The sequence below is a fragment of the Peribacillus acanthi genome, from assembly GCF_003073175.1.
Classification (GTDB): domain Bacteria; phylum Bacillota; class Bacilli; order Bacillales; family DSM-1321; genus Bacillus_BN; species Bacillus_BN acanthi.
The window spans coordinates 2540-24786 of the sequence record NZ_QBBX01000001.1 but is presented as its reverse complement, the minus strand read 5'-3'; the positions used below and the strand labels follow the sequence as shown (position 1 = coordinate 24786).

Annotated in this window: 19 protein-coding genes and 1 tRNA gene; 9 read left to right on the top strand and 11 right to left on the bottom strand. The window is 37.6% G+C overall.

Annotated features, from left to right (window positions below; genetic code table 11):
* The coding region (locus DBX25_RS20960; RefSeq protein ID WP_240620090.1) for a Rieske (2Fe-2S) protein at window positions 1-555 on the top strand (555 nt) is incomplete at its 5' end.
* A gap of 43 nt (window positions 556-598) precedes the next feature.
* On the opposite strand, the gene DBX25_RS00210 is transcribed toward DBX25_RS20960, so the two are convergent.
* Window positions 599-790, bottom strand: a complete 192-nt coding sequence (locus DBX25_RS00210) for a hypothetical protein (protein ID WP_108668772.1) — start codon at window positions 788-790, stop codon at window positions 599-601.
* 436 nt (window positions 791-1226) lie between these two features.
* Between DBX25_RS00210 and DBX25_RS00205 the strand changes: the two genes are divergently transcribed.
* Together DBX25_RS00205 and DBX25_RS00200 are read left to right on the top strand one after the other, a co-directional pair.
* The gene (locus tag DBX25_RS00205; RefSeq protein ID WP_108668771.1) at window positions 1227-2081 is read left to right on the top strand and encodes a DegV family protein; all 855 of its coding nucleotides are present in this window, start codon (window positions 1227-1229) and stop codon (window positions 2079-2081) included.
* 220 nt (window positions 2082-2301) lie between these two features.
* Entirely contained in the window at window positions 2302-3969 is a 1668-nt protein-coding gene (locus DBX25_RS00200) for a glutamine--tRNA ligase/YqeY domain fusion protein (protein ID WP_108668770.1), read from the top strand.
* A 372-nt stretch (window positions 3970-4341) separates the two neighbouring features.
* Here the strand turns inward: DBX25_RS00200 and DBX25_RS00195 are convergent, their stop codons facing one another.
* Both DBX25_RS00195 and DBX25_RS00190 read right to left on the bottom strand, forming a co-directional pair.
* Complete coding sequence (locus tag DBX25_RS00195; RefSeq protein ID WP_108668769.1) at window positions 4342-5094, bottom strand: CPBP family glutamic-type intramembrane protease; 753 nt, start codon at window positions 5092-5094, stop codon at window positions 4342-4344.
* 163 nt (window positions 5095-5257) lie between these two features.
* Window positions 5258-6379, bottom strand: a complete 1122-nt coding sequence (locus DBX25_RS00190; protein WP_108668768.1) for a BsuPI-related putative proteinase inhibitor — start codon at window positions 6377-6379, stop codon at window positions 5258-5260.
* Window positions 6380-6606: 227 nt separating this feature from the next.
* Between DBX25_RS00190 and DBX25_RS00185 the strand changes: the two genes are divergently transcribed.
* Together DBX25_RS00185 and DBX25_RS00180 are read left to right on the top strand one after the other, a co-directional pair.
* Window positions 6607-7875, top strand: coding sequence for a dicarboxylate/amino acid:cation symporter (locus DBX25_RS00185; protein WP_108668767.1), 1269 nt, complete (start codon window positions 6607-6609; stop codon window positions 7873-7875).
* Between the two features lie 95 nt (window positions 7876-7970).
* Window positions 7971-8441 carry a hypothetical protein gene (locus DBX25_RS00180; protein WP_108668766.1) on the top strand — a complete coding sequence of 157 codons (471 nt, stop codon included), beginning with the start codon at window positions 7971-7973 and terminating at the stop codon, window positions 8439-8441.
* A 45-nt stretch (window positions 8442-8486) separates the two neighbouring features.
* Here DBX25_RS00180 and DBX25_RS00175 read toward each other — a convergent pair whose 3' ends face one another.
* Window positions 8487-9305 carry an AraC family transcriptional regulator gene (locus DBX25_RS00175; protein WP_157950813.1) on the bottom strand — a complete coding sequence of 273 codons (819 nt, stop codon included), beginning with the start codon at window positions 9303-9305 and terminating at the stop codon, window positions 8487-8489.
* Between the two features lie 123 nt (window positions 9306-9428).
* Between DBX25_RS00175 and DBX25_RS00170 the strand changes: the two genes are divergently transcribed.
* Window positions 9429-10697 (top strand): MFS transporter, encoded by a 1269-nt coding sequence (locus DBX25_RS00170; RefSeq protein WP_108668764.1) that lies wholly within the window; start codon window positions 9429-9431, stop codon window positions 10695-10697.
* Window positions 10698-10738: 41 nt separating this feature from the next.
* On the opposite strand, the gene DBX25_RS00165 is transcribed toward DBX25_RS00170, so the two are convergent.
* Complete coding sequence (locus tag DBX25_RS00165; protein ID WP_108668763.1) at window positions 10739-11212, bottom strand: DinB family protein; 474 nt, start codon at window positions 11210-11212, stop codon at window positions 10739-10741.
* 393 nt (window positions 11213-11605) lie between these two features.
* On the opposite strand from DBX25_RS00165, the gene DBX25_RS00160 reads away from it, so the two are divergent.
* Window positions 11606-13093 carry an HD domain-containing phosphohydrolase gene (locus DBX25_RS00160; RefSeq protein WP_108668762.1) on the top strand — a complete coding sequence of 496 codons (1488 nt, stop codon included), beginning with the start codon at window positions 11606-11608 and terminating at the stop codon, window positions 13091-13093.
* 232 nt (window positions 13094-13325) lie between these two features.
* Here DBX25_RS00160 and DBX25_RS00155 read toward each other — a convergent pair whose 3' ends face one another.
* From DBX25_RS00155 to DBX25_RS00140, 4 genes are all read right to left on the bottom strand, one after another.
* On the bottom strand, window positions 13326-15545 hold the full coding sequence (locus DBX25_RS00155; protein WP_108668761.1) for a sensor histidine kinase: 2220 nt from the start codon (window positions 15543-15545) through the stop codon (window positions 13326-13328).
* Window positions 15523-16215 carry a response regulator transcription factor gene (locus DBX25_RS00150; RefSeq protein WP_108668760.1) on the bottom strand — a complete coding sequence of 231 codons (693 nt, stop codon included), beginning with the start codon at window positions 16213-16215 and terminating at the stop codon, window positions 15523-15525. The genes DBX25_RS00155 and DBX25_RS00150 overlap by 23 nt, the downstream gene beginning before the upstream one ends.
* Window positions 16216-16444: 229 nt before the next feature.
* A complete protein-coding gene (locus DBX25_RS00145) occupies window positions 16445-17062 on the bottom strand; it encodes an alpha/beta family hydrolase (protein ID WP_108668759.1) in 618 nt (205 codons plus the stop codon).
* Between the two features lie 209 nt (window positions 17063-17271).
* Window positions 17272-18318, bottom strand: coding sequence for a class I SAM-dependent methyltransferase (locus tag DBX25_RS00140; protein ID WP_108668758.1), 1047 nt, complete (start codon window positions 18316-18318; stop codon window positions 17272-17274).
* Window positions 18319-18494: 176 nt separating this feature from the next.
* Between DBX25_RS00140 and DBX25_RS00135 the strand changes: the two genes are divergently transcribed.
* On the top strand, window positions 18495-19175 hold the full coding sequence (locus tag DBX25_RS00135) for a lysoplasmalogenase (protein WP_108668757.1): 681 nt from the start codon (window positions 18495-18497) through the stop codon (window positions 19173-19175).
* A 79-nt stretch (window positions 19176-19254) separates the two neighbouring features.
* A complete protein-coding gene (locus DBX25_RS00130; RefSeq protein ID WP_108668756.1) occupies window positions 19255-19749 on the top strand; it encodes a GNAT family N-acetyltransferase in 495 nt (164 codons plus the stop codon).
* A 50-nt stretch (window positions 19750-19799) separates the two neighbouring features.
* Here the strand turns inward: DBX25_RS00130 and DBX25_RS00125 are convergent, their stop codons facing one another.
* Together DBX25_RS00125 and DBX25_RS00120 are read right to left on the bottom strand one after the other, a co-directional pair.
* Window positions 19800-21887, bottom strand: a complete 2088-nt coding sequence (locus DBX25_RS00125) for a catalase (RefSeq protein WP_108668755.1) — start codon at window positions 21885-21887, stop codon at window positions 19800-19802.
* Between the two features lie 249 nt (window positions 21888-22136).
* Window positions 22137-22210 (bottom strand) — tRNA-Arg (locus DBX25_RS00120).
* Window positions 22211-22247 lie beyond the last annotated feature (37 nt).

Genomic DNA, 22247 nt, shown 5'->3' with positions numbered 1-22247 from the left:
GTAGAGGAAATTCCGTACAGATGGTCCGCCCAAGATTTAATTACTTTGGATAAAATCCCTTACATTGGTCCGATTACTTCCCGTTCAGAGCATATTTATATAGCAACTGGCTATAGAAAGTGGGGAATGACAACAGGTACATTAGCTGCACAAATCATTAGCGATACAATCGCCCAAAAAGAAAATCCATATGCAGATTTGTTCCACCCTTCTCGATTAAATGCTGATCCAAGCATAAAGGAATTTTTGGTTCAAAACGCAGATGTTGCAAAGCATCTCGTGGAAGGGAAACTTGAACTGATTCAAAAGCATCCGGAAGATCTACAGAATGATGAAGGGTCGGTTGTGAAATATGAAGGAAAAAGAGCTGGAGCATATCGAAACGAGTTAGGGCAACTTCATATTGTGGATACGACATGTACTCACTTGGGGTGTGAATTGGAATGGAACTGTGGTGACCGTACTTGGGATTGCCCTTGCCATGCTTCACGGTTTACAGTTGAAGGTGAAGTCATCGAAGGACCAGCCATAAAACCGCTCAAGAAACTTTTATAAATCAAAAAGGCCAGGAGGTATGAACTCATGGCCTTTTGCTTAATCATTCAGATGCTAAGACTTGTTCTGTAGTCACACAAGACTTTAACGCTTGCTCTAAAGTTTGTAAGGATTGTTCAATTCTTTGACGATTTTCAGGCTTTTCAACGGTTTGAGCAGCATGATGAAGGCAATCCACTGCTTGATTTAATGCAGTACAAGAATCTTGAACGTAACCATGAGCATTTTTTTGCATGATAAACCCTCCAATGATTAAAATCGTATTGGCTTAGTAAGTCTTGTGAACTCATTTAACCTTTTATAGTTTGACTTAAAAAATCGGTACCTATTTATACTTTAATTTTTGGTAATTACCTTAAAAATGAATGGTTCTCCTTTGAATACTTTATAGTTACTTGTTCACTATATTTGTAAAATATTCATTAGAAAAATGGGCTAGCACCAAGCTTCAGTTAAGACGATTGTCTAGTGCACCTATACTTAATTCCTAAAATTGGAAACTAAGTCATGTCGCTTTATTGCTGCCAATTTATGTTTTTGAAAGTACAAAATATTGTTAGTGTCTTCCTGTTAAATCAAGTACAATAAGGGTATATAAATAAAGAATTTCTTATTAGCAAATACTCGTGTTTATATAGATGAAAAATATTTTTAAAAAGGTAAGGGAAAATATGACTCAAAAAAAGATTGCTTGGATAACTGATAGTACAGTTCTTTTAACGGATGAGCTGAAAAGCCATCCTGACGTTTATGTGGTTCCATTAACAATTTCTGTCCAAAATAAGGTTTATGAAGATGGTGTGGACTTAACAACTGATCAGCTTTATGAAATCATTAATAGAGAAAAAGAAATACCTAAAACGTCTCAGCCGTCTGTTGGTAAATTCAATGAACTGTATGAAAAATTAAAAGAAGAATATGACGCAGGCATAGCTGTTCATGTTTCGTCCAAGCTTAGTGGTACCCTATCAAGTAGTACAGCTGGTGCAGAAATGGCTGGCTTTCATGTAGAGACCGTAGATAGTTTATTGATGAGCAGTGGTATCTCAGATTTAATCGAAATGGGTATACACATGCAGGAAGCCCATACAGATTATAAAATCATTGCGCAAACATTGCGTGAAGAAGCAAAGAAAAATGAAAACTATATCCTATTAGGAAACCTTGATCAATTTTATAAGGGTGGAAGAATGTCCGGGACTCAATTTCTACTCGGGAATATCCTGCAAATCAAACCGATTATTCGAATCCATGATGGAGCATTCGAACTCTTTGAAAAAGTCCGTTCAGAAAAAAAGGCGACAAAACGATTACTCGACCTTTTAGATGAGGCTTATCAGAACTATCAAATCTCTGAAGTACATGTATTACATGGAAATGTCCTTGACAAAGCGAAGGCATATGCCGAGCAAATCTTGTCCAAATACCCAAAAATGAAAGTCAGAATCGGAGAGCTAACCTCTACCATCACCGTTCATGCTGGAGAAGGCACCATTGCCCTCACTTGGATCAAACAACCTAAATAATAACCACTCCTCCTACCCTGTAGGGGGAGTTTTTGAGGTTTTTTTGAAGTGCCTGTCACCACCCGAAATTTGTCGAATGGGTTTGTATCATTAATTCGCTTCAAGTTGTACATGATACGAAGATAGGTATATGTTCTACATGTCATGAAACATGGTAAAAAACCTTTAATTATGTTATATATACTAATACTGATAACGAAATAGAAAGAGGTTGAATCTGTTGAGTCATAATGCTCCAAATCCAGCAAACTTTATTCGAAATATTGTCATGGACGATTTGCAAAGTGGTAAGCATGATCATATTATCACTCGTTTTCCTCCAGAGCCTAACGGATATTTACATATAGGACATGCGAAAAGTATTGTTCTGAATTTCGAATTGGCAGATGAATTCAAAGGAAAGACAAATCTTCGCTTCGATGATACAAACCCGCTAAAAGAAGATACGGAATTCGTTAACTCGATTAAGGAAGACGTAAAATGGCTAGGTTTTGATTGGGACGGATTGTTTTTTGCATCAGATTATTTTGAAACGATGTATGAAAAGGCTATCCTTTTAATTAAAAAAGAACTTGCTTATGTTGATGATCTTTCCGCTGATGAAATCCGCGAATATCGTGGAACCCTTACGGAGCCAGGAAAAGAAAGTCCATACAGAAATCGTTCTGTTGAAGAAAACTTAGACTTGTTTAACCGTATGCGCGAAGGTGAATTCAAGGACGGAGAAAAAGTATTACGTGCCAAAATTGATATGAGCTCACCTAATATTAATCTTCGTGATCCGGTCATTTATCGTATTGCCCATGCCACTCACCATAACACAGGTGACAAATGGTGCATCTATCCGATGTATGCGTATGCTCATCCACTTGAAGATGCGATTGAAGGAGTCACTCATTCAATCTGTACTTTGGAGTTCGAGGATCAACGCCCATTGTATAATTGGGTTATTGAGCAATGCGAAATGGAAAGCAAGCCGCAACAATATGAATTTGGACGACTAAACTTAACGAATACGGTCATGAGTAAACGTAAGTTAAAACAATTAGTTGAGGAAGGCTTTGTCGATGGCTGGGATGATCCACGTATGCCGACCATTTCTGGATTGCGACGCAAAGGGTATACACCAGAATCTATTCGTACATTCTGCCGTGAATTAGGGGTTTCAAAAACTTCAGGTACAGTTGATACACAGATGCTTGAGCATTTCGTTCGTGAAGACTTGAAGCTTAAAGCACCACGTACAATGGGTGTTGTTCATCCTCTAAAAGTGGTAATTACGAACTATCCAGAAGGACAAGTGGAAATGCTCGACGCGGAAATCAATCCAGAGAACCCAGAAATGGGCATGAGACAAATTCCGTTTTCTCGTGAAATTTATATTGAACAAGATGATTTCATGGAAAACCCACCTAATAAATACTTCCGTCTGTTCCCTGGAAATGAAGTACGTCTGAAGCATGCTTACTTCATCAAATGTGAAGAGGTCATCAAAGATACGGAAGGAAATGTTATAGAAATCCATTGTACGTATGACCCTGAAACAAAAAGCGGATCTGGTTTTACGGGCCGAAAAGTAAAAGGAACTATTCATTGGGTAGAAGCAACGAAAGCCCTCCCTGCTGAATTCCGTATGTTTGAACCATTGATTTTAGATGACCAAGAATCAGTGGATGAAGAGGAAACAAAAACTTTCCTAGACCATGTAAATCCAAATTCTTTGGAAATTACCAATGGCTTTGTAGAACCGAATATGAAGGATGCGAAGGCACAGGATAAGTTCCAATTCTTCCGTCACGGTTATTTCAACGTAGATTCAAAGTTGACTACTGACGAAAAACTAGTGTTTAACCGCATTGTTTCGTTAAAAAGTTCCTTTAAACTATAATTAATAAAACCGGCAGCAAAATCATCTTTAGTAAAAGAAGGTTTGCTGCCGGTTTTTTATGGTTACCCTAGCTCGTTTTGTCGAAAAATCGATATTTGGGCATTTTTGATTTTATTTTTTGCATTTTTGATTTTATTTTCCGCGGTTTGAATGTATTTTTCCAGTTTCGATTTTAAATCTTTCAGTTTCGATAAAAGGGACTCGGCCCCAGCCAAAAATAAAGGAAAATACTATTAGATATTGACTTGCCATTCAAAAATGAGATAGAAAAGCATATATAGGTAAGGAGATGTGATAAGTGCTCCTAATTTTCATGCTTTTTCACCCGAATTTGTTAAATCGCTGGTTACCTTTCGTGCTTCTACTTACTCTTTATTTCCAAGCCGATAGAAGAATCATAACTGATACTTGCAGGTCTATGATAAAATGCACCATCATCAAAGGTCGAAGACGACGCGTCTTATAATAGAAAATGGCAATAACAATGGCTAAGGGTACAAAGGCAACGAATCTCCATAAGAAGAATTCCCAATCTAATACCAACGGAAGTGCCACATGCTGAAAAGCAAGCCAAAAGGCAGCCCATAATATGACAGACCATTTTCCTTTTCCTAATTGTTCAAGCCTGTTCATGCTATAGGCAAAGTAGGTAGGTAACTCTGTCATAGCAACCGATAGAGGAAAAATTAAGAGAAATACTAAAGCAGCCCATAGTGGTAAGCCTTCAAACATAGTCTCCGGAGGCGCTTCCCCAAACACCAAGAATCCACCTCCGACAGTACCGGCATATCCACAGATGATGCCCACTATCAATAGCCATCCAGCAGTCTTAAATTCTTGCTTCCATGGGCGATTCTGATCATTAATCAACTGTTTGTACGTCAATCCCTCTTTTTTCAGAGAATGACGCAAGAAGAAAAAGGTTGCGATATTCGCTAAGATTGCCTGTAACGTCCACCATTTGATATAGTCCTCAAGCGGTTTTTCGCTTCCTGAAACTATCAAAGCCACGACAATCAGTCCTCCCGTAAGCAAAAAAAACAAGGTTCTTGACACAAGTGCGAAAAGAACTCGGCTTTTTTGTACGGGATGTTCCACTGTATTTAATTGCAAATTGGTTTGCATGTTATGCCCTCTCCTTTACGAATAATAAATTACAAAAATCACCAATTATAACTATTCCATAAATAGGATAATATTCCTACTAGAATTACAAAATAAAATATTTATAACCCCAGGATTTAATCCTAGGGTTTCGATTAGAGGGAATGAGGAGAGAATGCGAGAATTACTTCATTGACAAAGGCATAGTGACTGCATACCATGTATTGTTTTCTTTTATCATAACAAAGGTCAACGTTTCATTCTTCGCTAACTGGAAAGTTACCTTGGCTTCATGCTCACGAACCTCTACCATAAATTCCCGAACTGAGTCTAGTTTTTTCATGAACGCTCGGTTTAAGGTAGTATTTGTTTCACTACGATATTTGTTCTTGAAATCTTCCACCTTCATATCAAGATTCCCAGGTTGGTAAAAACTGTACAGTGTTTCGTAATCCTCTCCTGCTTGTGTATACATAAAAGCGCTGAATACTTCAAAAGGTTGGTATCCTTCTAGAGCTGTCAGATTTCGATTTTTCTTAATATGTTCGAACATTGCTACTAGTTCTTTATCAAGCTCTAATACTGATTTTTTCAATGTGATTTTCTTTGGTGCAACGATGATTCTCTCAATCGTTTTCATTTCAATTTTTGTATCGGTGAATATGAAATCGATTTGCTGCCCTTTTTCAATCGGTAACAGCTGCTCTTTTACAAAATCTGTTAGTTGGAAGGTCGTCAATTTTTTTCCTATCATAACTTGAACCGTGTTCGCCTTTACATCTTGGTTGATAAATGTGCCCTTTGTTCGGTTATAAATCGAATTTTTTACAGTAAATTTCTTTGAAGTCTTCGCTTGATTTTCCTTCGTGTTCAAAAACACCTCAATTGTATACTTACCATTTGGTAAATCTTCGATAATCAGGTTCTCTTTGTACGTCTCTCCTTGTTTTAATGTCATTTCCTCGATAGCTAAGGTCGATAAAACCTGATCGGAGTATTGGGAGAATTTTTCACCTTTACTATCATAAACCACATAATCCACTGTCAATCCACTTGGAAAGGTATAAGAGACTTGGTTTTCCGTTTGATTTTTCGCTTGATAGTGCACCTTTACAGTCCCATTCTTCTTCACTTTTACTTTGGCTTTCCCTTCCACTTCCCCTGCTATAATCCCTTGAGGCGCCTTTATGGTTGCAGAAGACCTTATGTTAGAACTTGCTTCTGTAGGGGAAAAACCAGCACTTGTAAATAAAAGTGCTGCTAAAGCGATTGAACTTACCATTATAGTAGGCCATTTTCGTTTCATAATTGTTGCTCCTTTTTAAACAGTAAATTTTGACGTCATAGTCTTTGACGCAAGCAAAAGGAAAATGTTTCAAAAATTAACAATAAAAAACATCAGATACCCTTCTATGTTCGCGATATATTTTCCTAAAATAATTTCATTGATGAATAATTATTTGTAATAATACTTACTTGATATATAATGAATATTCATTTTCAAATATTGAAATAACATCATCAAAGGAAGGTATGAACATCTTGAGTAACGTATTAAAAACCTATAAATCCTCACTTCTACTGCTTGTTGCCATCATCCTTGGCGGTATTGCAGGAGTTATATTTGGACCAAAAGCAACGATAGTTAAGCCTTTTGGTGACTTATTCTTAAACTTGATGTTTACCATTATCGTTCCACTCGTCTTCTTTAGTATCGCGTCTGCGATTGCCAATATGAGTGAAATGAAACGCCTTGGAAAAATCATGGGTAGCATTTTACTAGTGTTTGCTGCTACCGCCTTGATTTCTGCAATTCTTGGCGTTATAGGGGTTACGATCGTCAATCCACTAGAAAATACAGATGTGTCTGCGATTAAAGAATTAATGACATCCAATGAAGAGGCGATAGCCGATGCAAATGAGCTTACATTGCTCGATCGTCTTGTCCAGACATTCACGGTTTCAGATTTCCCGCTCCTTTTGTCTAAAGGAAACATGCTACAACTTATTGTTTTCTCCATTCTCTTTGGATTGGCCACAGCAATGATAGGGGAAAAAGGAAAGCCTGTTGCGGATTTCCTACAAGCAGGAACGGCAGTTATGATGAAACTTGTATCATTTATTATGTACTATGCCCCGATTGGATTGGGTTGCTATTTTGCTACGGTCATTGGTGAGCTTGGCCCACAAATTCTTGGGGGATATGTACGTGCATTTATCCTTTATTTAGTCATAGCAATCATTTACTACTTAGGTTTCTTTACCCTTTATGCTTTTATCGGCGGTGGGAAATCTGGTGTGAAAGTATTTTGGAAGCATGCTATCCCGCCTTCTGTCACAGCTATCGCCACGTGCTCTAGTGCGGCATCCATTCCGGTCAATATGGAAGCGACTAAACGGATGGGCGTCCCACATGACATTGCTGAGACTGTCATTCCATTAGGAGCCAATACACATAAAGACGGGTCTGTTTTTGGTGGAGTGTTAAAAATTGTCTTCTTGTTCAGCCTGTTTGGAAAAGATATGACCAGCCTATCCAGTCTCCTTAGTATAATCGCCGTTTCGTTCTTGGTTGGAGCTGTTATGGGAGCCATTCCAGGGGGAGGTATGATTGGGGAAATGCTGATTCTCAGTGTATTTGGCTTCCCTGCGGAATCATTGCCAATTATTGCTGTAATCAGTACGATTATTGATGCACCTGCCACGCTATTAAATTCCACTGGTAATACAGCTTGTGCGATGATGGTCACTCGTTTAGTAGAGGGGAAAAACTGGCTGCAGAAGCAGCTTGCACATAATTAACATAAACGAGGGTGAATGCTCCCCTCGTTTTTTTCATTTCGTATTCTTATGCTATAATGTATGGACTATTACATTACATAGCTATCGGAGGCACTATGCTCACTTTTGAAGAAAAATTAAAAATTATTGAATCGTTCCCTCAGTTAAAAAGAAACGACGTATCATTAGGTCGAGTTAATTTCCAATATGAAGAAAGTTCTTCAGATAAGAAAAACGTCGTCTATCATTTACACCCTAATGGAAATGGATTTGTATACACAGGAAAAATGAGCGGATACGAGAAGAATGACAAAGGAATGACGAACATCCGTGATTTTTCAGCGGAGGGGCTACGTGAGATTCTTGAAAAATCCATCACATCCTTGGCTCCTAAATCTACTGGTGAATCCGCAATAATCGGAGAGCAGTATGAGGAAAAATGGATTAATGAACGCAAACAAACTCTTACTCTTGTAGAAGAAGATGATATGTGGCATGTGTATGCTGGCATGAATCTCGACGGAATTTTCACTTCATACGAGGAAGCTGCTCAATATTTAGAAGAAGAAGGATTTAATAAATTGTAACCTTAACAAAGGCCATGGAATTCGTTCGGTTCCTGGCCTTTTTACTTAAAGAGTATGTGCTTTTTTATATTCACTAGGTGTCATTCCATACCATTCCTTAAACGCTCGGTGAAACGTATTGAAACTGCCAAATCCTGAAGCAAACGCGATTGTTGTAATATCAAGATTGCTATTAGTAAGCAAATCGGTAGCTTCAGATACCCTTAGTTTCGTAATATATTTTGCAGGAGATAGACCTACATATGCTTGAAACAGACGATTCATATGCATTTTGCTAATATTACCTACTGTGGATAGAACATCCATCGAGATGGGCTCTCTATAGTTGTCATGAATATATTCTAACAGGCACTTTAAAACAGGCTGATTCAACACATGTTCTTTTTTCTGCCATGATACTGAATGAGATCCCAGTTGCAGAGTTAATAGGTGCTGGACAACCTCCCATTCAAGCTCATCTACATGTAATTCCTCTAACGGTTGGTCGATTGCTATCTTGAATGCTCGATTAGCTAGGCGTTTAAAAATCTCCGAAGAATTATTCCCCCACCTCGCGAATTCAATCTCCTGCTTGTTACCCGTTTGACTTTCATAAACGCTTTGGACTAAATCTTTCTGAATAGAGACTATCAATATCCTTATAGCCTCACCATTCGTATAATTACGGTGCTCTTCTCCAATGCCTGTTACGGCACGTTCCGATAGTTGTCTAGATTCACCATAGAATTGCATGACGGGATTTCCAATCAACGGGACACTCACTTGATAAAAAGTACTATGGTCGTGAAAAATATCCGCTCCTTTTTCAGGAAGCTGATAAAGGGCCATAGACATATTGGGCAAACGAGTCTCTAAGATTTTCATAGGAATCCCTCCATCCTCTTCATCTAGTTTCCAGATACTCAAATTATAACAAAATAAAATGGGATAAATCGTAATGTTTTTTCCAAAAATCACCTTTATAATTTTCATAGAGGTGTACTATACATGAAATTATTGCTTAAAAATAAATCTTTTTCATACTTTTTACTCGGTGAGGCAGCTGCCTTATTTGGAAGTACAGTCTTACAAATCGCCATTTCTCTATATTTATTAGAAATTACCCAATCAGCAGGAAAATTTGCTTCCGCTCTTATGATTGGAATATTGCCCACACTACTTTTCGGATTGATTGTAGGAGTTATAGTCGATTTGCTAAATCGAAAAAAAATCCTTTTATGGCTAGATGCAATACGTGGATTGCTACTACTTGCGCTTGGGATATGGAGTTTTCTTAATCCGCTTACAGAATGGGTAATCTATGCATTATTACTCTTTTTAGGGGTATGTCAGGTCTTCTTTTTACCTGCCTTTGTTACCGTGTTACCCTCTATTTTAAACAAGGAAGACTTAGTGGAAGGCAATTCGATTAAAAATACCGTCTTGGAAGGAGCAAAAATAGCGGCACCCTTATTAGGAGCTTTTCTATATACCACATTTGGGATACCCATTGTCTTCATTCTTTCAGCTTTATTTTTTGTCTTATCGTACATTTTCATTTCATTCTTGCACATCCAAGTCACTCCTAAAAAAGTAACACAGTTTGCTATTCTGACAGAGATTAAGGAAGGTGTGTTAGTGCTTCGAGATGTGAGATTGAGCTCCTTAATATTGAACGGAATGCTCACACACATTTTTTTAACCGCAATATTTCAACTCGGTTTTCCATTTATGATTAAAGAAATCTTCCACGGTCCGAACCTCTACATCGGAATAGTGGAAAGCTGTGCAGTGTTTGGCATTATCACTAGCGTTTTTATCGTCTCTGCTTTTAAAAGTAAATTATCACTATCACAAGGCATTCTATATGGAATTATTGGAATGATCATAACTGTTATTCCACTATTTCTTTTAGGGTGGAAACCCTTTTCATCCATTCTCGTCCATCAATCAGGGGTACTATTATTCTTCTTCTCTATTGTAACGGTAGCGATGTTTTGGGTAAGGGGATTTTATGGTGCATTTTTCGTTGCCTTTTACCAACAGGCTGTAGCACCAGAAAAGCTAGGGCGTTTTTTCTCCATCATGTCGATATTTTTCTCTATTGGACAGATTATCGGCTTTAAGTTATATGGATATTTACTCGACCATCAACCTATCATGATGTCCATTTTGGTACTAGGATTAGGAATGATTGCGAAAGCGATTGTCCATATCCCTTTTATGAAAAAGGAAAAACAGTTGGCTGTCCAAAAGGGTGCTTCACTTGATACATAAAAAAGGAGGGTGACACAGGTCCCCTCCTTCTCTTATGTAACTTATACCGTTTGAACTACTGCAACCTTCTTCAATGAACTAATAGTTCCTTGATGAAGACCTTCGTGGTAAATGCAGAAAGTTAAAGCATCTCGCACTGATTCAAGCGGTAGACGACCTCCTAATTGGATAGGATTCGCTAAAGATTGATCTAAGCTATCTTTAAAGGTGTCAATAATCCTCTGTTCTTGCTCTTGCAATGCAACTGTAAGTTCCTCTACAGTTGCCACTGTACCTTCCCATCCACTAGGCTTTGTGCCACCTGAAAAGAATGGGAATTGATTCTCATATTTATACTCTTTACCCGCTAGCTTAAACAATAACATTTCAGTAGAAGTTAAGATATGGCCATAATTCCAATGAATATGATTGTTAAATCCTTCTGGTTGATAGCCTACTGTGTTTTGATCCAACCCTTTTACACTGTTGATAGTGTTTCCACGAACAAATTGCAACTGCTTAAAAATAGAATCCATTCACTTCTCCCCCTTATACTGTATTCATCTCTATTCTACTCTCCTGGATGAATGACTCCAAATTATATGCCAGTCAATTATGAAAATATGCTTGATTTAAATAATAGAAGCTATCATAAATGACTCTTTCCAGTAAATTGATTGGGCAACTCCCAGGCCGAATCAATAAGCTATGGGATGCAACAACATCCTTGGCTAAAATATTTCATCCTGAAATCTTGCCTCTCTATGTTAGTTTGTAATTTTTATCTTTAATTTGCTTTGGCAACCTAATATATCAGTATTAACACTATCTATATTTTGGAAAATAAATTAATATTTAGGTATTCATAGACTTTTAACCTATCACCTATTACTTGTCTTAGCAATATTATCATTTCAGGAGGAACCCCTTTGGAACCTTTTTATCATTTTCAGAGGAAAATGCTGCGAAACTACATAATTGGTTCCCTTACCGCCGTCTTTGGGGTAGGGAGCATTTTCATTTTTAGAACTCTTGAGTTTACAGAGAGCGAGCGCCTTTATCTCCTTCTCATCATGTTCATTTCTATCGGTATGATGTTTTTTTTAGAATGGTTACTGTACCGTCATCACGTACGGCCAATAAAGGCCATATTCTTTACAGATAGGCCTACACTCCATTCCTTGCAGTTTGCCTACCAAACCGCACATAAATTCCCTTGGCTAACGGTCAAACGGATACTAGGTCCCCATTTCCTAGGGTTAGCAGTTCCATCTTCCATTCTAGTAATGGTCTGCATCCAGATTGGAAAGATTAACATGCCCTATCATTACGTGGGTTTAGCATGGGTGGGGGCGCTGCTCGTAGCATCTATGCATGCATTGATCGAATTCTTTCTTACTTATAGAGCTGTTCAACCACTGATCACCTTTCTTTTAGACAAAGCAGACAATGATTTCAAACACACGTTTTTAATTGAAAAAGAAGAGTATATCAGTATCAAAACAAAGCTACTAGTAAGTACAATATTTATTGCGGTCTTCCCTATTTTATTATTTTCACTGGCCTCTAATATTCATTTAGGTATTTTAGGCTTAAATGGGACAGACCAATATTGGGATTGGGCCATTCTTATTTTAATCGTCATCTTATTTTTGGCAGTCTTTAGCAGCCTCTTACTTTATGAAAATATTCAAAAGCCCATCGACACCTTACAAGCGAGTCTGCAATCCGTACAGGACGGTGAACTCCATACAATTAGAAATACCTACTCAGATGAGTTCTCTCATCTTATTTCTGGATTCAATACGATGGTCGATGCAATCCAAAAAAGGGATGAACGAAATGGAAGTTTACTAGAGAGCTTCTATATAGTCTTCGCAGCAACCCTTGACGCAAGGGACCCGTATACAGCCGGTCATTCCATACGAGTGGCAGACTATTCGATATTGATTGCAGAAAAGGCAGGACTATCAGAAGACCAAATAGACTTACTTAAAAAGTCGGCATTATTGCATGATATCGGAAAAATAGGGATTCGCGATAGCGTCCTTTTGAAAGAAGGCAGACTCACGGAGGAAGAATTTGATACGATTAAACAACACCCTGTTATAGGCGCAAATATTCTAGAACAGATTAATTTAACAGATGAGTTAAAGCCGCTTTTGCCTGGTGTAAAATATCATCACGAGAGGTATGATGGAAAAGGATATCCAGAGGGGCTAAAAGGAGAAGAAATTCCTCTGTTTGGAAGGATCATGGCTGTTGCGGATGCATATGATGCTATGACCTCCGACCGTCCTTATCGAAAAGGCATGCCGCAAGAAAAGGCACTTTCTATTTTAGAAGAAGGAAAAGGAAGCCAATGGGATCCTATATTCACAGAGCTATTCATACAATCAATGAAAGAGGGACAGTGATGTGAAAGCACTGCCCCTCTTATTTCGGGATTTTACCGAACGGACTACATAATTTACCGAACAGGAGAGATTTTTTACCAAAATCTCGCTTTTTATTACCGAACTAACAATCTATATTACCGTATCCTTTTTTCAAAAGCTAAAACCAAGATGTCGAAAAAAACAACCAAAAAAGGCTACAGAAATATTGTTTGAGAAATAATCGGGAAATTGTATCAAAAAAATCATCGATTTATTCTTTTTTTAATTGGATTGTCACTTTAAAGAGGTCACCATCCAATTCAATCTCCAGTTCGCCGTCGTGAAGGTCGACGATTGATTTGGCGATTGCAAGGCCAAGGCCTGAACCTTCTGTATGACGAGATGTGTCACCACGCTTAAATCGTTCGAAAAGCTCATCGATATTCTCGCCTAACTCAAACTTCGTAACATTTTTAAAGGTAATAACTGCAAGCCCTTCAAATTCTTTTACACTAATATAGACACGTGTGTTTTCCAACGAGTATTTAAGAATATTACCAATCAGATTATCGAACACTCTCCATAGCTTTTGCCCATCCACATAACAATAAAGAGGCTCGGGGGAATAAGAAACGCGCATCTGCAAAGTGGACTCCTTCAAGGCAACATCATGTTCGGCTAAAGCTTGCTCGAGCAACTGATTCAGATTGACTCTTTGTTTATTTAGTTCAATACTTCCACTGGCCATTTTGGAGGCTTCGAATAAATCATCTATTAAATGTTTAAGTCGCTTTGATTTACTATCAATAATGCTGATATATTGCTGTTTTTCTTCATCTGTTACATGTGGGCCTTTCAATAATTCAGTATAAGTAATAATTGAAGTCAAAGGTGTACGCAAATCGTGGCTTACGTTCGTAATTAGCTCCGTTTTTAACCGTTCACTCTTTGCTCGTTCCTTACGAGAAGTACGTACTCCATGCTTAAGGTGATTCAAGTCTGTTGCTAATACTTTCAAAAACGACTTTCCTTTCACCTCAAGGTCAGGCACTTCTTTCCCAGCTGCTAATTCATGAGCATAGTGAAGGATCCTATTAAAATCTCTAGCTCGTCTGAATAACACAACCCAAATCGGCGTTCCAGCAGCTAAGCATACCAAGAACAATAGAATAAAAACCGGTTCCACGAAGACGGATGTAGCCACTCCTCCTAGACCAAAAACGAACAGAAATAGGATGGTAAACTGGGTGCCTACCTTTCTATTTAAAAAGATTCCTTTTATTAGCCTAACACTCTTTACAAGTAGAGTGTCTTTCCATTCATTTTTTAGCATTTCTTCACTTTGAATGGTTGCAAATAAAAACTTCAACTGGATGACAGCACTCCCCATTAAAAACGCTAATAATAGCATATTGTAGAATACGTTCTCCATCCAGTTAATATAAGAGTGATACCAAATTAACGAAGATATATTATTAAATATAGCAATTAATATAAAACAACCATTGATGATTAGTGTAATCAGTCGAATATCAAGCGGAATTCGTACATAGTAAGATTTCACTTCATCCAACCATACTGCTTGTAATATTCTAGATTTACGATAAAATACGATGCTTATGATTAGTGCAGCTACTCCACTTAGGACAAATCCAAAGAATAGAAATCTTTTTGTGCTGAAATCCTTTGCCTCTAGAAGAAATCCATCCTTTATTGATGATTGTTCTGGTACACCAATAAACCCTTTGAAAGTTCCTCCCTCACTAATGAGCAAGGATTGGATTTCATCATCGTATCCACTCATAAGGAAGTGATCGACGCTTGAAAAATATCCCTCATTCCGAGAAGGGTAATTTCTCATATAAGCAAGCTTCTTTTTATAATTCTCTTCATCCCATCCTACAACCTTTGCACCCTTAATATTGGTGTATAGGTCATTTGTCTTTGTATCTCTTAGGTAGTACACAAAAGAAGATTGATACGTTTCAAACTCTGAGCGTTGGCTTTCTAACTCTTTGAAAAATTCCTCTACTCTCTGTTGCTTTTCTTTAATGATTTTATCCTCAACGTACTGATCATTCTTGAAGTTTTCAGTTATATCTTTGATCTTTTTATCTCTTTCTGAAATGTATAGCTGCTCAGCCTCTATATTCCCCTCTTCCTTTGCTCTAGCGATGTCCCCTTCATATTGAGATTTAATAGATGAGATTTGGTCGTTCAAATCACCATATCGATACCGATACTCTTCTATTTCCTCCTTTGATACCTCAATTTTTTGTTTTACATCATAAGGGGTCTTGTCATTAATCTCATACGAACTTAATAAGCCTGTAAAATGCTGATATCGATCTTGAAACTCCCCGGTCTCATAATAATTTTTTTGTAAATAATGGTTACCATCAGAGAATAGCGCCATAAGTCCACTAAATCCATAGGCCAATAATAGCAGCCAAGCGAGGACAACAAATTTATTTCTCCATTTTATATCCAATTCCCCACACCACCTTCAAATATCTTGGATTCTTCGGATCAATTTCAATTTTTTCTCTGATTTTACGTATGTGAACGGCAACGGTATTTTCCGCGTTATATCCTGGCTCTTTCCACACTCTTTCGTAAATATCGCCTATTGAAAATACACGCCCAGCATTTATCATGAGTAGCTCTACTATTCGATACTCGATAGGGGTTAGCTTTACTGTCTCGCCATGAAGACAAACTTCCTTTGCCTCTTGATCTAGCATCAAACCGTTCAAGTTAATGACCTTGCTCTTTCCTTCGTATGTACCAAAGTTCATATAACGTCTCAATTGCGATTTTACCCTAGCGATTAGTTCTATTGGGTTGAATGGCTTTGTGACATAATCATCAGCCCCAACCTGCAAACCTAAGACTTTGTCGGTATCTTCACTTTTGGCGCTTAACATGATGATAGGGATGTTTTTCTGTTCCCTAATTTTAAAGGTTGCAGATATACCATCCATTTTCGGCATCATAATATCCATTAATATAAGGTGGATGGTTTCTCTTTCTAAAAGATTCAAAGCATCAAGTCCATCACTAGCTTTATAAACAATCATGCCTTCATGTTTCAAATAAATTTCTATCCCATCTCTAATTTCCTTATCATCATCAACTACTAATACATGGAATTGATTCAAGGTTCCTCACGCTCCTTTCCAAAGTATACCACCTTATTTCTTCTAACTATCGACATTGTAGACATAGAATCTTAATAAACAATGATGGAAAATCTTAAGAATTTCTTAAAATAATTGCACTGTAAATAAATAAAAAAGAAAGAAGACTGCATTAATTGCAGTCTTCAGTATAGTTCTTTACAAACTAAACGGATAAAAGGGTATCCTTTTATGGATATCCCGTGAATTCCTAAAACTCATTAATATCAGAAATGACACTTTTTAATATTTCAATAGATTTAATTGGTTCTTTATCAAGCTCTAAACTGTGATCTCCACCATCAACCACTTTTAATATAAGGTTTTGATTGTTTTTCAATTTTTCAAAGCGATCCACAATAAAACAAAAACTATCTTTTTCTCCAAAAATACAAAGTCCTTTATTATTACTATTAACCAATGCATTAAATACGGCATCATTTTGCAGTAATGGAGTCAACCATACTACTTTTGCATCTTTCAACATTGAATCATCGAGCAGATAACTCAAAGCTTTTGTTCCGATTGATTTAGCCACTACATAGTAATTACTGTATTTCTTTTCTATGATTGCGTTGTCGATTGTAAGTTGTACATCTCTTGCGAAATCCCTCTCATTTAGAACAGACATCTCTTGCCTACTAAATGTATAGTTGATATGTAACACATCAAAACCTTTATTGTAAAACACCCCTGTTGTATAGTGTAACAATGGAGCTTGTGTTGTATAACCCGCCCCAGGTAAGACAATAACTAAATTATTTGTTTCTTCTTTTTGTTCAATCAATCTATATGGAATATCTTTAGAACCAACAACATGAATAGTCACTGTTTTCTCCCCCTAATATATGATAGTTGACTATTATGACTATTCTCCTCTATATGACAATCTTCCTTCTTCAAGAAAACTGCACTCTTGTGGATTTAAAATAAGGCTCCTTAATCTACACACATGAAAGGACATTATCCTATTCCTTACTAAGAAGATAACTTTAGCCTAATAAAAAATAGAAATGGGATAAATCCCATTTCCTAGCTTCACCTTGGTTTTGCCACAATTCCGTTATGAACTTTAATAAATCCATGGCGAAGGATATCAAAGCCCCCCTCATACACATAGAGACCCATTTGACGAATATCCATTAGCTCTCGGTAAGTATGGTTCATGACATCCGCCATGATCATATAGAATAAGCGAGATTTCAACTGATGTCGCGGGGTGGTCATGATGACATATCCACCTGGCTTTAAGAACTTACGATGCCAGTCCATTACCTCATGTTTATAATCATCAGGAAAATGCTCAAGCAAACCTACACTCAACACAATGTCGAATTCTTTTCCATAGGGAAGCTTCCGAATATCTTCAACAACATATTCAATGTTCATTTGGTTTTTATACCATACCTTTGGCTGTCCTGTTGCAGGATTGGTCCCCAAGAAAGGATAAGACTCAGGAAATAGCCCAAAACGATCCGTCTTACAAAACTCATCATAGTCCACCATGACGATTTCGCCGCCTGGATACATGGCCTGCAGCTGCATAGCCTCATAGCCTTCAGCAGCGCCTAGGAACAATATCCTTGGCTTTTGTACGTCTAAACCTTGGAACAAGGCTCGCTTTCCTCGTGGATCCCATACGCCGTCTTCTACTCGATGGGCATAGTTCCACAATGTCAATCTCGCCGTCTCACCTAAAGCCAACTTGACATCCCGAAGCTGAAAACGGGACAAATACTGTTTCAAATTCCCCTTATTTTCCTCGAGACTTGAGGGAATGTCCATCACAAACCATTCATGGAAAGAGCGGTTAAAAAACTCCCAAGATGTCTTGACTGACATTTCACCGTTTTCTCTCTCATACTCTTTTTTGGACTTCGCCATCGTCTTGACTTCATATGGCTTACCCACGTCCTTCCATGACAGCAGAGACCAGTCTAAAACTTGATTAGCATTGATAAACTGATCTAATTGTTCATTGGTTGGGTTGCGTAAATCCACACGAAAATTAGGCATTAACTCTGTATGTCCAAAATCCGACTCTGTATAAGGATAATCAGCTTCTTTTAATATTGTCAGTACCATATCATTTACCCTCCATAGTTTTAATTCCGTCACCGAGCGTTTACATACATATTCAACAGCATCTTAAAAATCCCTTTTCTTATCTATACATGGTGGAAAATAGAATTTTAGAATCGAAAAGCAGGATTTTGTTGTGGTTCATGGAATAAGATTTATAAATTAAGGGAGGGTTTACTATGAAAGAACGATGGTTACAACTTGCGATATTATGGATGGGGATCTTATATATCTTTTTCATACCAGAAGAACCACTTGCTATTAAAATAATGTTTAAGATAGTCCCTATGCTACTCATCATCTTTTTTGCCTACCAAACAAAACTTAATCGAAGTGGCAAATTCCCTTGGTTAATGATGATTGGTTTATTTTTCTGTATGCTTGGAGATGGTCTGTTAATTTGGTTTATAATTGGCCTTTCAGCGTTCTTGATCGGGCACTTATTTTATATTGGAGGCTTTCTAACTCAATGGACCTTTTCATGGGTACGTCTGCTTTCCATAGTACCTATATCCATATACGGGTATTTTATGGGTACCAATTTGGTAGCAGCCCTACAAAGTAATGGGGAACATGCGCTTGTTTTACCCGTAATCTTTTATCTGATTGTTATTTCCACAATGTTCTGGTCAGCCATCATGACGGGTAACAAATGGGCAATGTTTGGGAGTGCACTATTTATTATTTCCGATTCGGTTCTGGCTTGGAATAAATTTATTTCTGAGATTACGTATTCTGGAGAAATTATTATGATTACTTATTACAGTGCTCAATTCCTAATTGCAAAAAGCTTAAGTAATGCTAAAATAACTAAAATGCAAATCAACCCTTCCATAGAATGGATAGATGCAAAAAGGTAACACACGTCACTATCATTAAAAGAGGGCTAGGATGATGTACTGTTAAATTAGTGATTAATAATTGGGGAGGATAAAGCAAATGCATATGCGTGATGCCGTCCTAGACGACTTACCTGCAATATTAGAAATATACAATGATGCGGTTTTGAATTTAACAGCAACGTTCGATCTCGAAGAACAAACGTTAGAACAACGTACTCTTTGGTTTCAAAAATATGGTGGGATATATCCTCTTATCGTTGCCGAATTAGAAGGAGAAGTCGTTGGATACACATGTCTATCTACTTTTCGTGAAAAACCTGCATATAACAGGACTGCAGAGCTATCTATATACCTGTCCTCTAAACATCGAGGTTTAGGTCTGGGGAAAATGTTAATGGAAGAGATTATTACTCGAGCAAAAGATTTGGGTTACCACACCCTAATTGGTGGAATAACCTCTGGGAATGAGGCTAGCGTCAAACTTCATGAAAGATTCGGCTTTGAATTGGCAGGAGTTTTCAAGGAAGTTGGCTACAAATTCGATACCTGGCAGGACGTTCATTTTTATCAGTTAATCCTTAAGGATAAATAAAACAAGATTCAATAAATAAAACCTCTTGGCAGATACCAAGAGGTTTTCATTTATACTTCCCGACTCCAATGTCTGTGGAGTGAAATGGCTTCAATAAAGGCATCATTAAATGAGTTTGAACTTTGTAATGTGCTTTCAGTAATTACCCCTGGCTGTAAGGCAATGTCTTTTCTTAAAGGGTCCACCTTTGATAATAATGCTTCTCCTTCTTTTGATAATCCAATTGTTTTGTAATGATTAAATGCATCTTCTAAAAATGCCTTCACTTTCTTTTCCTGCGTCAATTTATTAATGCTATCTTGTCCTCCTGCAACATAGAGAGCATCGTATAAAACAGAATCTGCAGTTAAGAAGGTATGATTAACTTCCAGTCTTTCTCCATTGTTATTGTCTATGAAACCAGGAGTCGTACTAATAATTTCGGCATGCACTCCAGTCTTAGCTAGAGTTTCCATAACACTATTCACACCCTGATAATCAAACCCATTATCAGCAAGAATAGCAACCTTTCGAGATTTTGCCCCTTTAATAGTGTTCAGTTGACTCAATGCAGGAGATGAATTATTCATATCTTTCCCACTTGAATTCTCTGGAGGATTAGCTCCTACATTTTCAGCAAGTTTAGTTGCTAATTCACCATCAACTTTATTAAACATATCCACTACTTGCTGACGAATTCCTTTATGTTTTACTTTCCCAACCTCAAAGCTGAAGGCATTCACAATATGCTCCTTTTCCACTTCAGACATGCTATTCCAGAATAATTTAGCTTGACTGTAATGGTCATCAAAGCTTTCACTGCGTCCACGAATTTTTCTCCCATCAATTTTCTCTTGATAATGAACATACCCACCATCTGCTTCCGAGACTGGACGTGGAAAATTATCTTGTAAAGAGTTTTTATGGTAGCTAACAGGCCCTCGATTAATCGTCATCCTATGGAAACCATCACGTTGATTATTATGAAATGGACATATAGGACGGTTAATCGGGATTTCATGAAAGTTTGGACCACCTAATCGAAGTAACTGAGTATCGGTATAGGAGAACAATCTCCCCTGTAATAAAGGATCATTTGTAAAGTCTATCCCAGGAACAACATGACCTGGATGGAAAGCCACTTGTTCTGTCTCAGCAAAGAAGTTATCTTGATTCCGATTTAATGTCATTCTGCCAATGATTTTAACCGGGACTATTTCTTCTGGCCAAATTTTAGTAGGATCTAGAATATCAAAGTCAAATTTGAATTCATCCTTCTCCTCAATCATTTGAACGCCTAATTCATATTCAGGAAAATCTCCCATTTCAATAGACTCCCATAAATCTCGACGGTGGAAGTCAGGGTCCTTACCCGCAATTTTTTGAGCTTCATCCCAAACAAGAGAATGAACCCCTAGTAATGGTTTCCAATGAAACTTAACAAAGTGTGCCTTTCCTTCTGCATTAATAAATCGGAAGGTATGTACACCGAACCCTTCCATCATTCTAAAACTTCGTGGTATGGCACGGTCTGACATAATCCACATTACCATATGTGCCGTTTCAGTGTTGTTAACGACAAAGTCCCAAAATGTATCATGTGCCGTCGAGGCCTGCGGAATCTCATTATGAGGCTCAGGTTTAAAGGAATGCACTAAATCGGGGAATTTAATAGCATCTTGAATAAAGAAAACTGGGATATTATTTCCCACTAAGTCATAGTTACCTTCCTCTGTATAAAACTTGGTAGCAAAACCTCTAGCATCACGAACGGAATCTCCTGAACCCCTTGAACCAGCAACAGTAGAAAAACGAACAAGTACAGGTGTTTTTACTGATGGATCTTGCAGAAATTTTGCCTTCGTAAATTCTGCCATTGATTCGTATGGCTGAAAATATCCATGTGCACCTGATCCCCTAGCATGTACAATTCGTTCAGGAATTCTTTCATGATCAAAATGGGTCATCTTCTCCCTAAAATGAAAGTCTTCCATTAGAGTAGGTCCTCTTACTCCAGCTTTTAGGGAATGTTCATCCTCAGAAACTCGAACTCCTTGATTGGTAGTAAGGTCCTTACCATTGTCGTCCACTTTAAACTCTTCTAATTGTTGATTCTTTGAATGTTCATTTATACTCTGAAGTTTCCCATCATTTTTCAATCGATTTTCCCTCCAAAACTTTAGCAATCTACTCAACGCTATACCACCATTGATACTTGATTAAACGAAATTGCTGCAAAGAATCTAAAATGAGTCTCTTACATTCGTTTCCTTATTTAAGGAAGGATATACTAAAATAATATAAGGGATGCACTTATTAATAGAAATAAAGAAAAAAGACCTCCTCTATAAGGAAGTCTATCTAATAGAATTTGGGCAAAAAAAATAACCCTATTGGATTAGTCAATACGCGCCTTAGAGGATTCGAACCTCTGACACACGGCTTAGAAGGCCGTTGCTCTATCCAGCTGAGCTAAAGGCGCATCATAAGATATAGTGATAAAGTTTAAAACGATATCA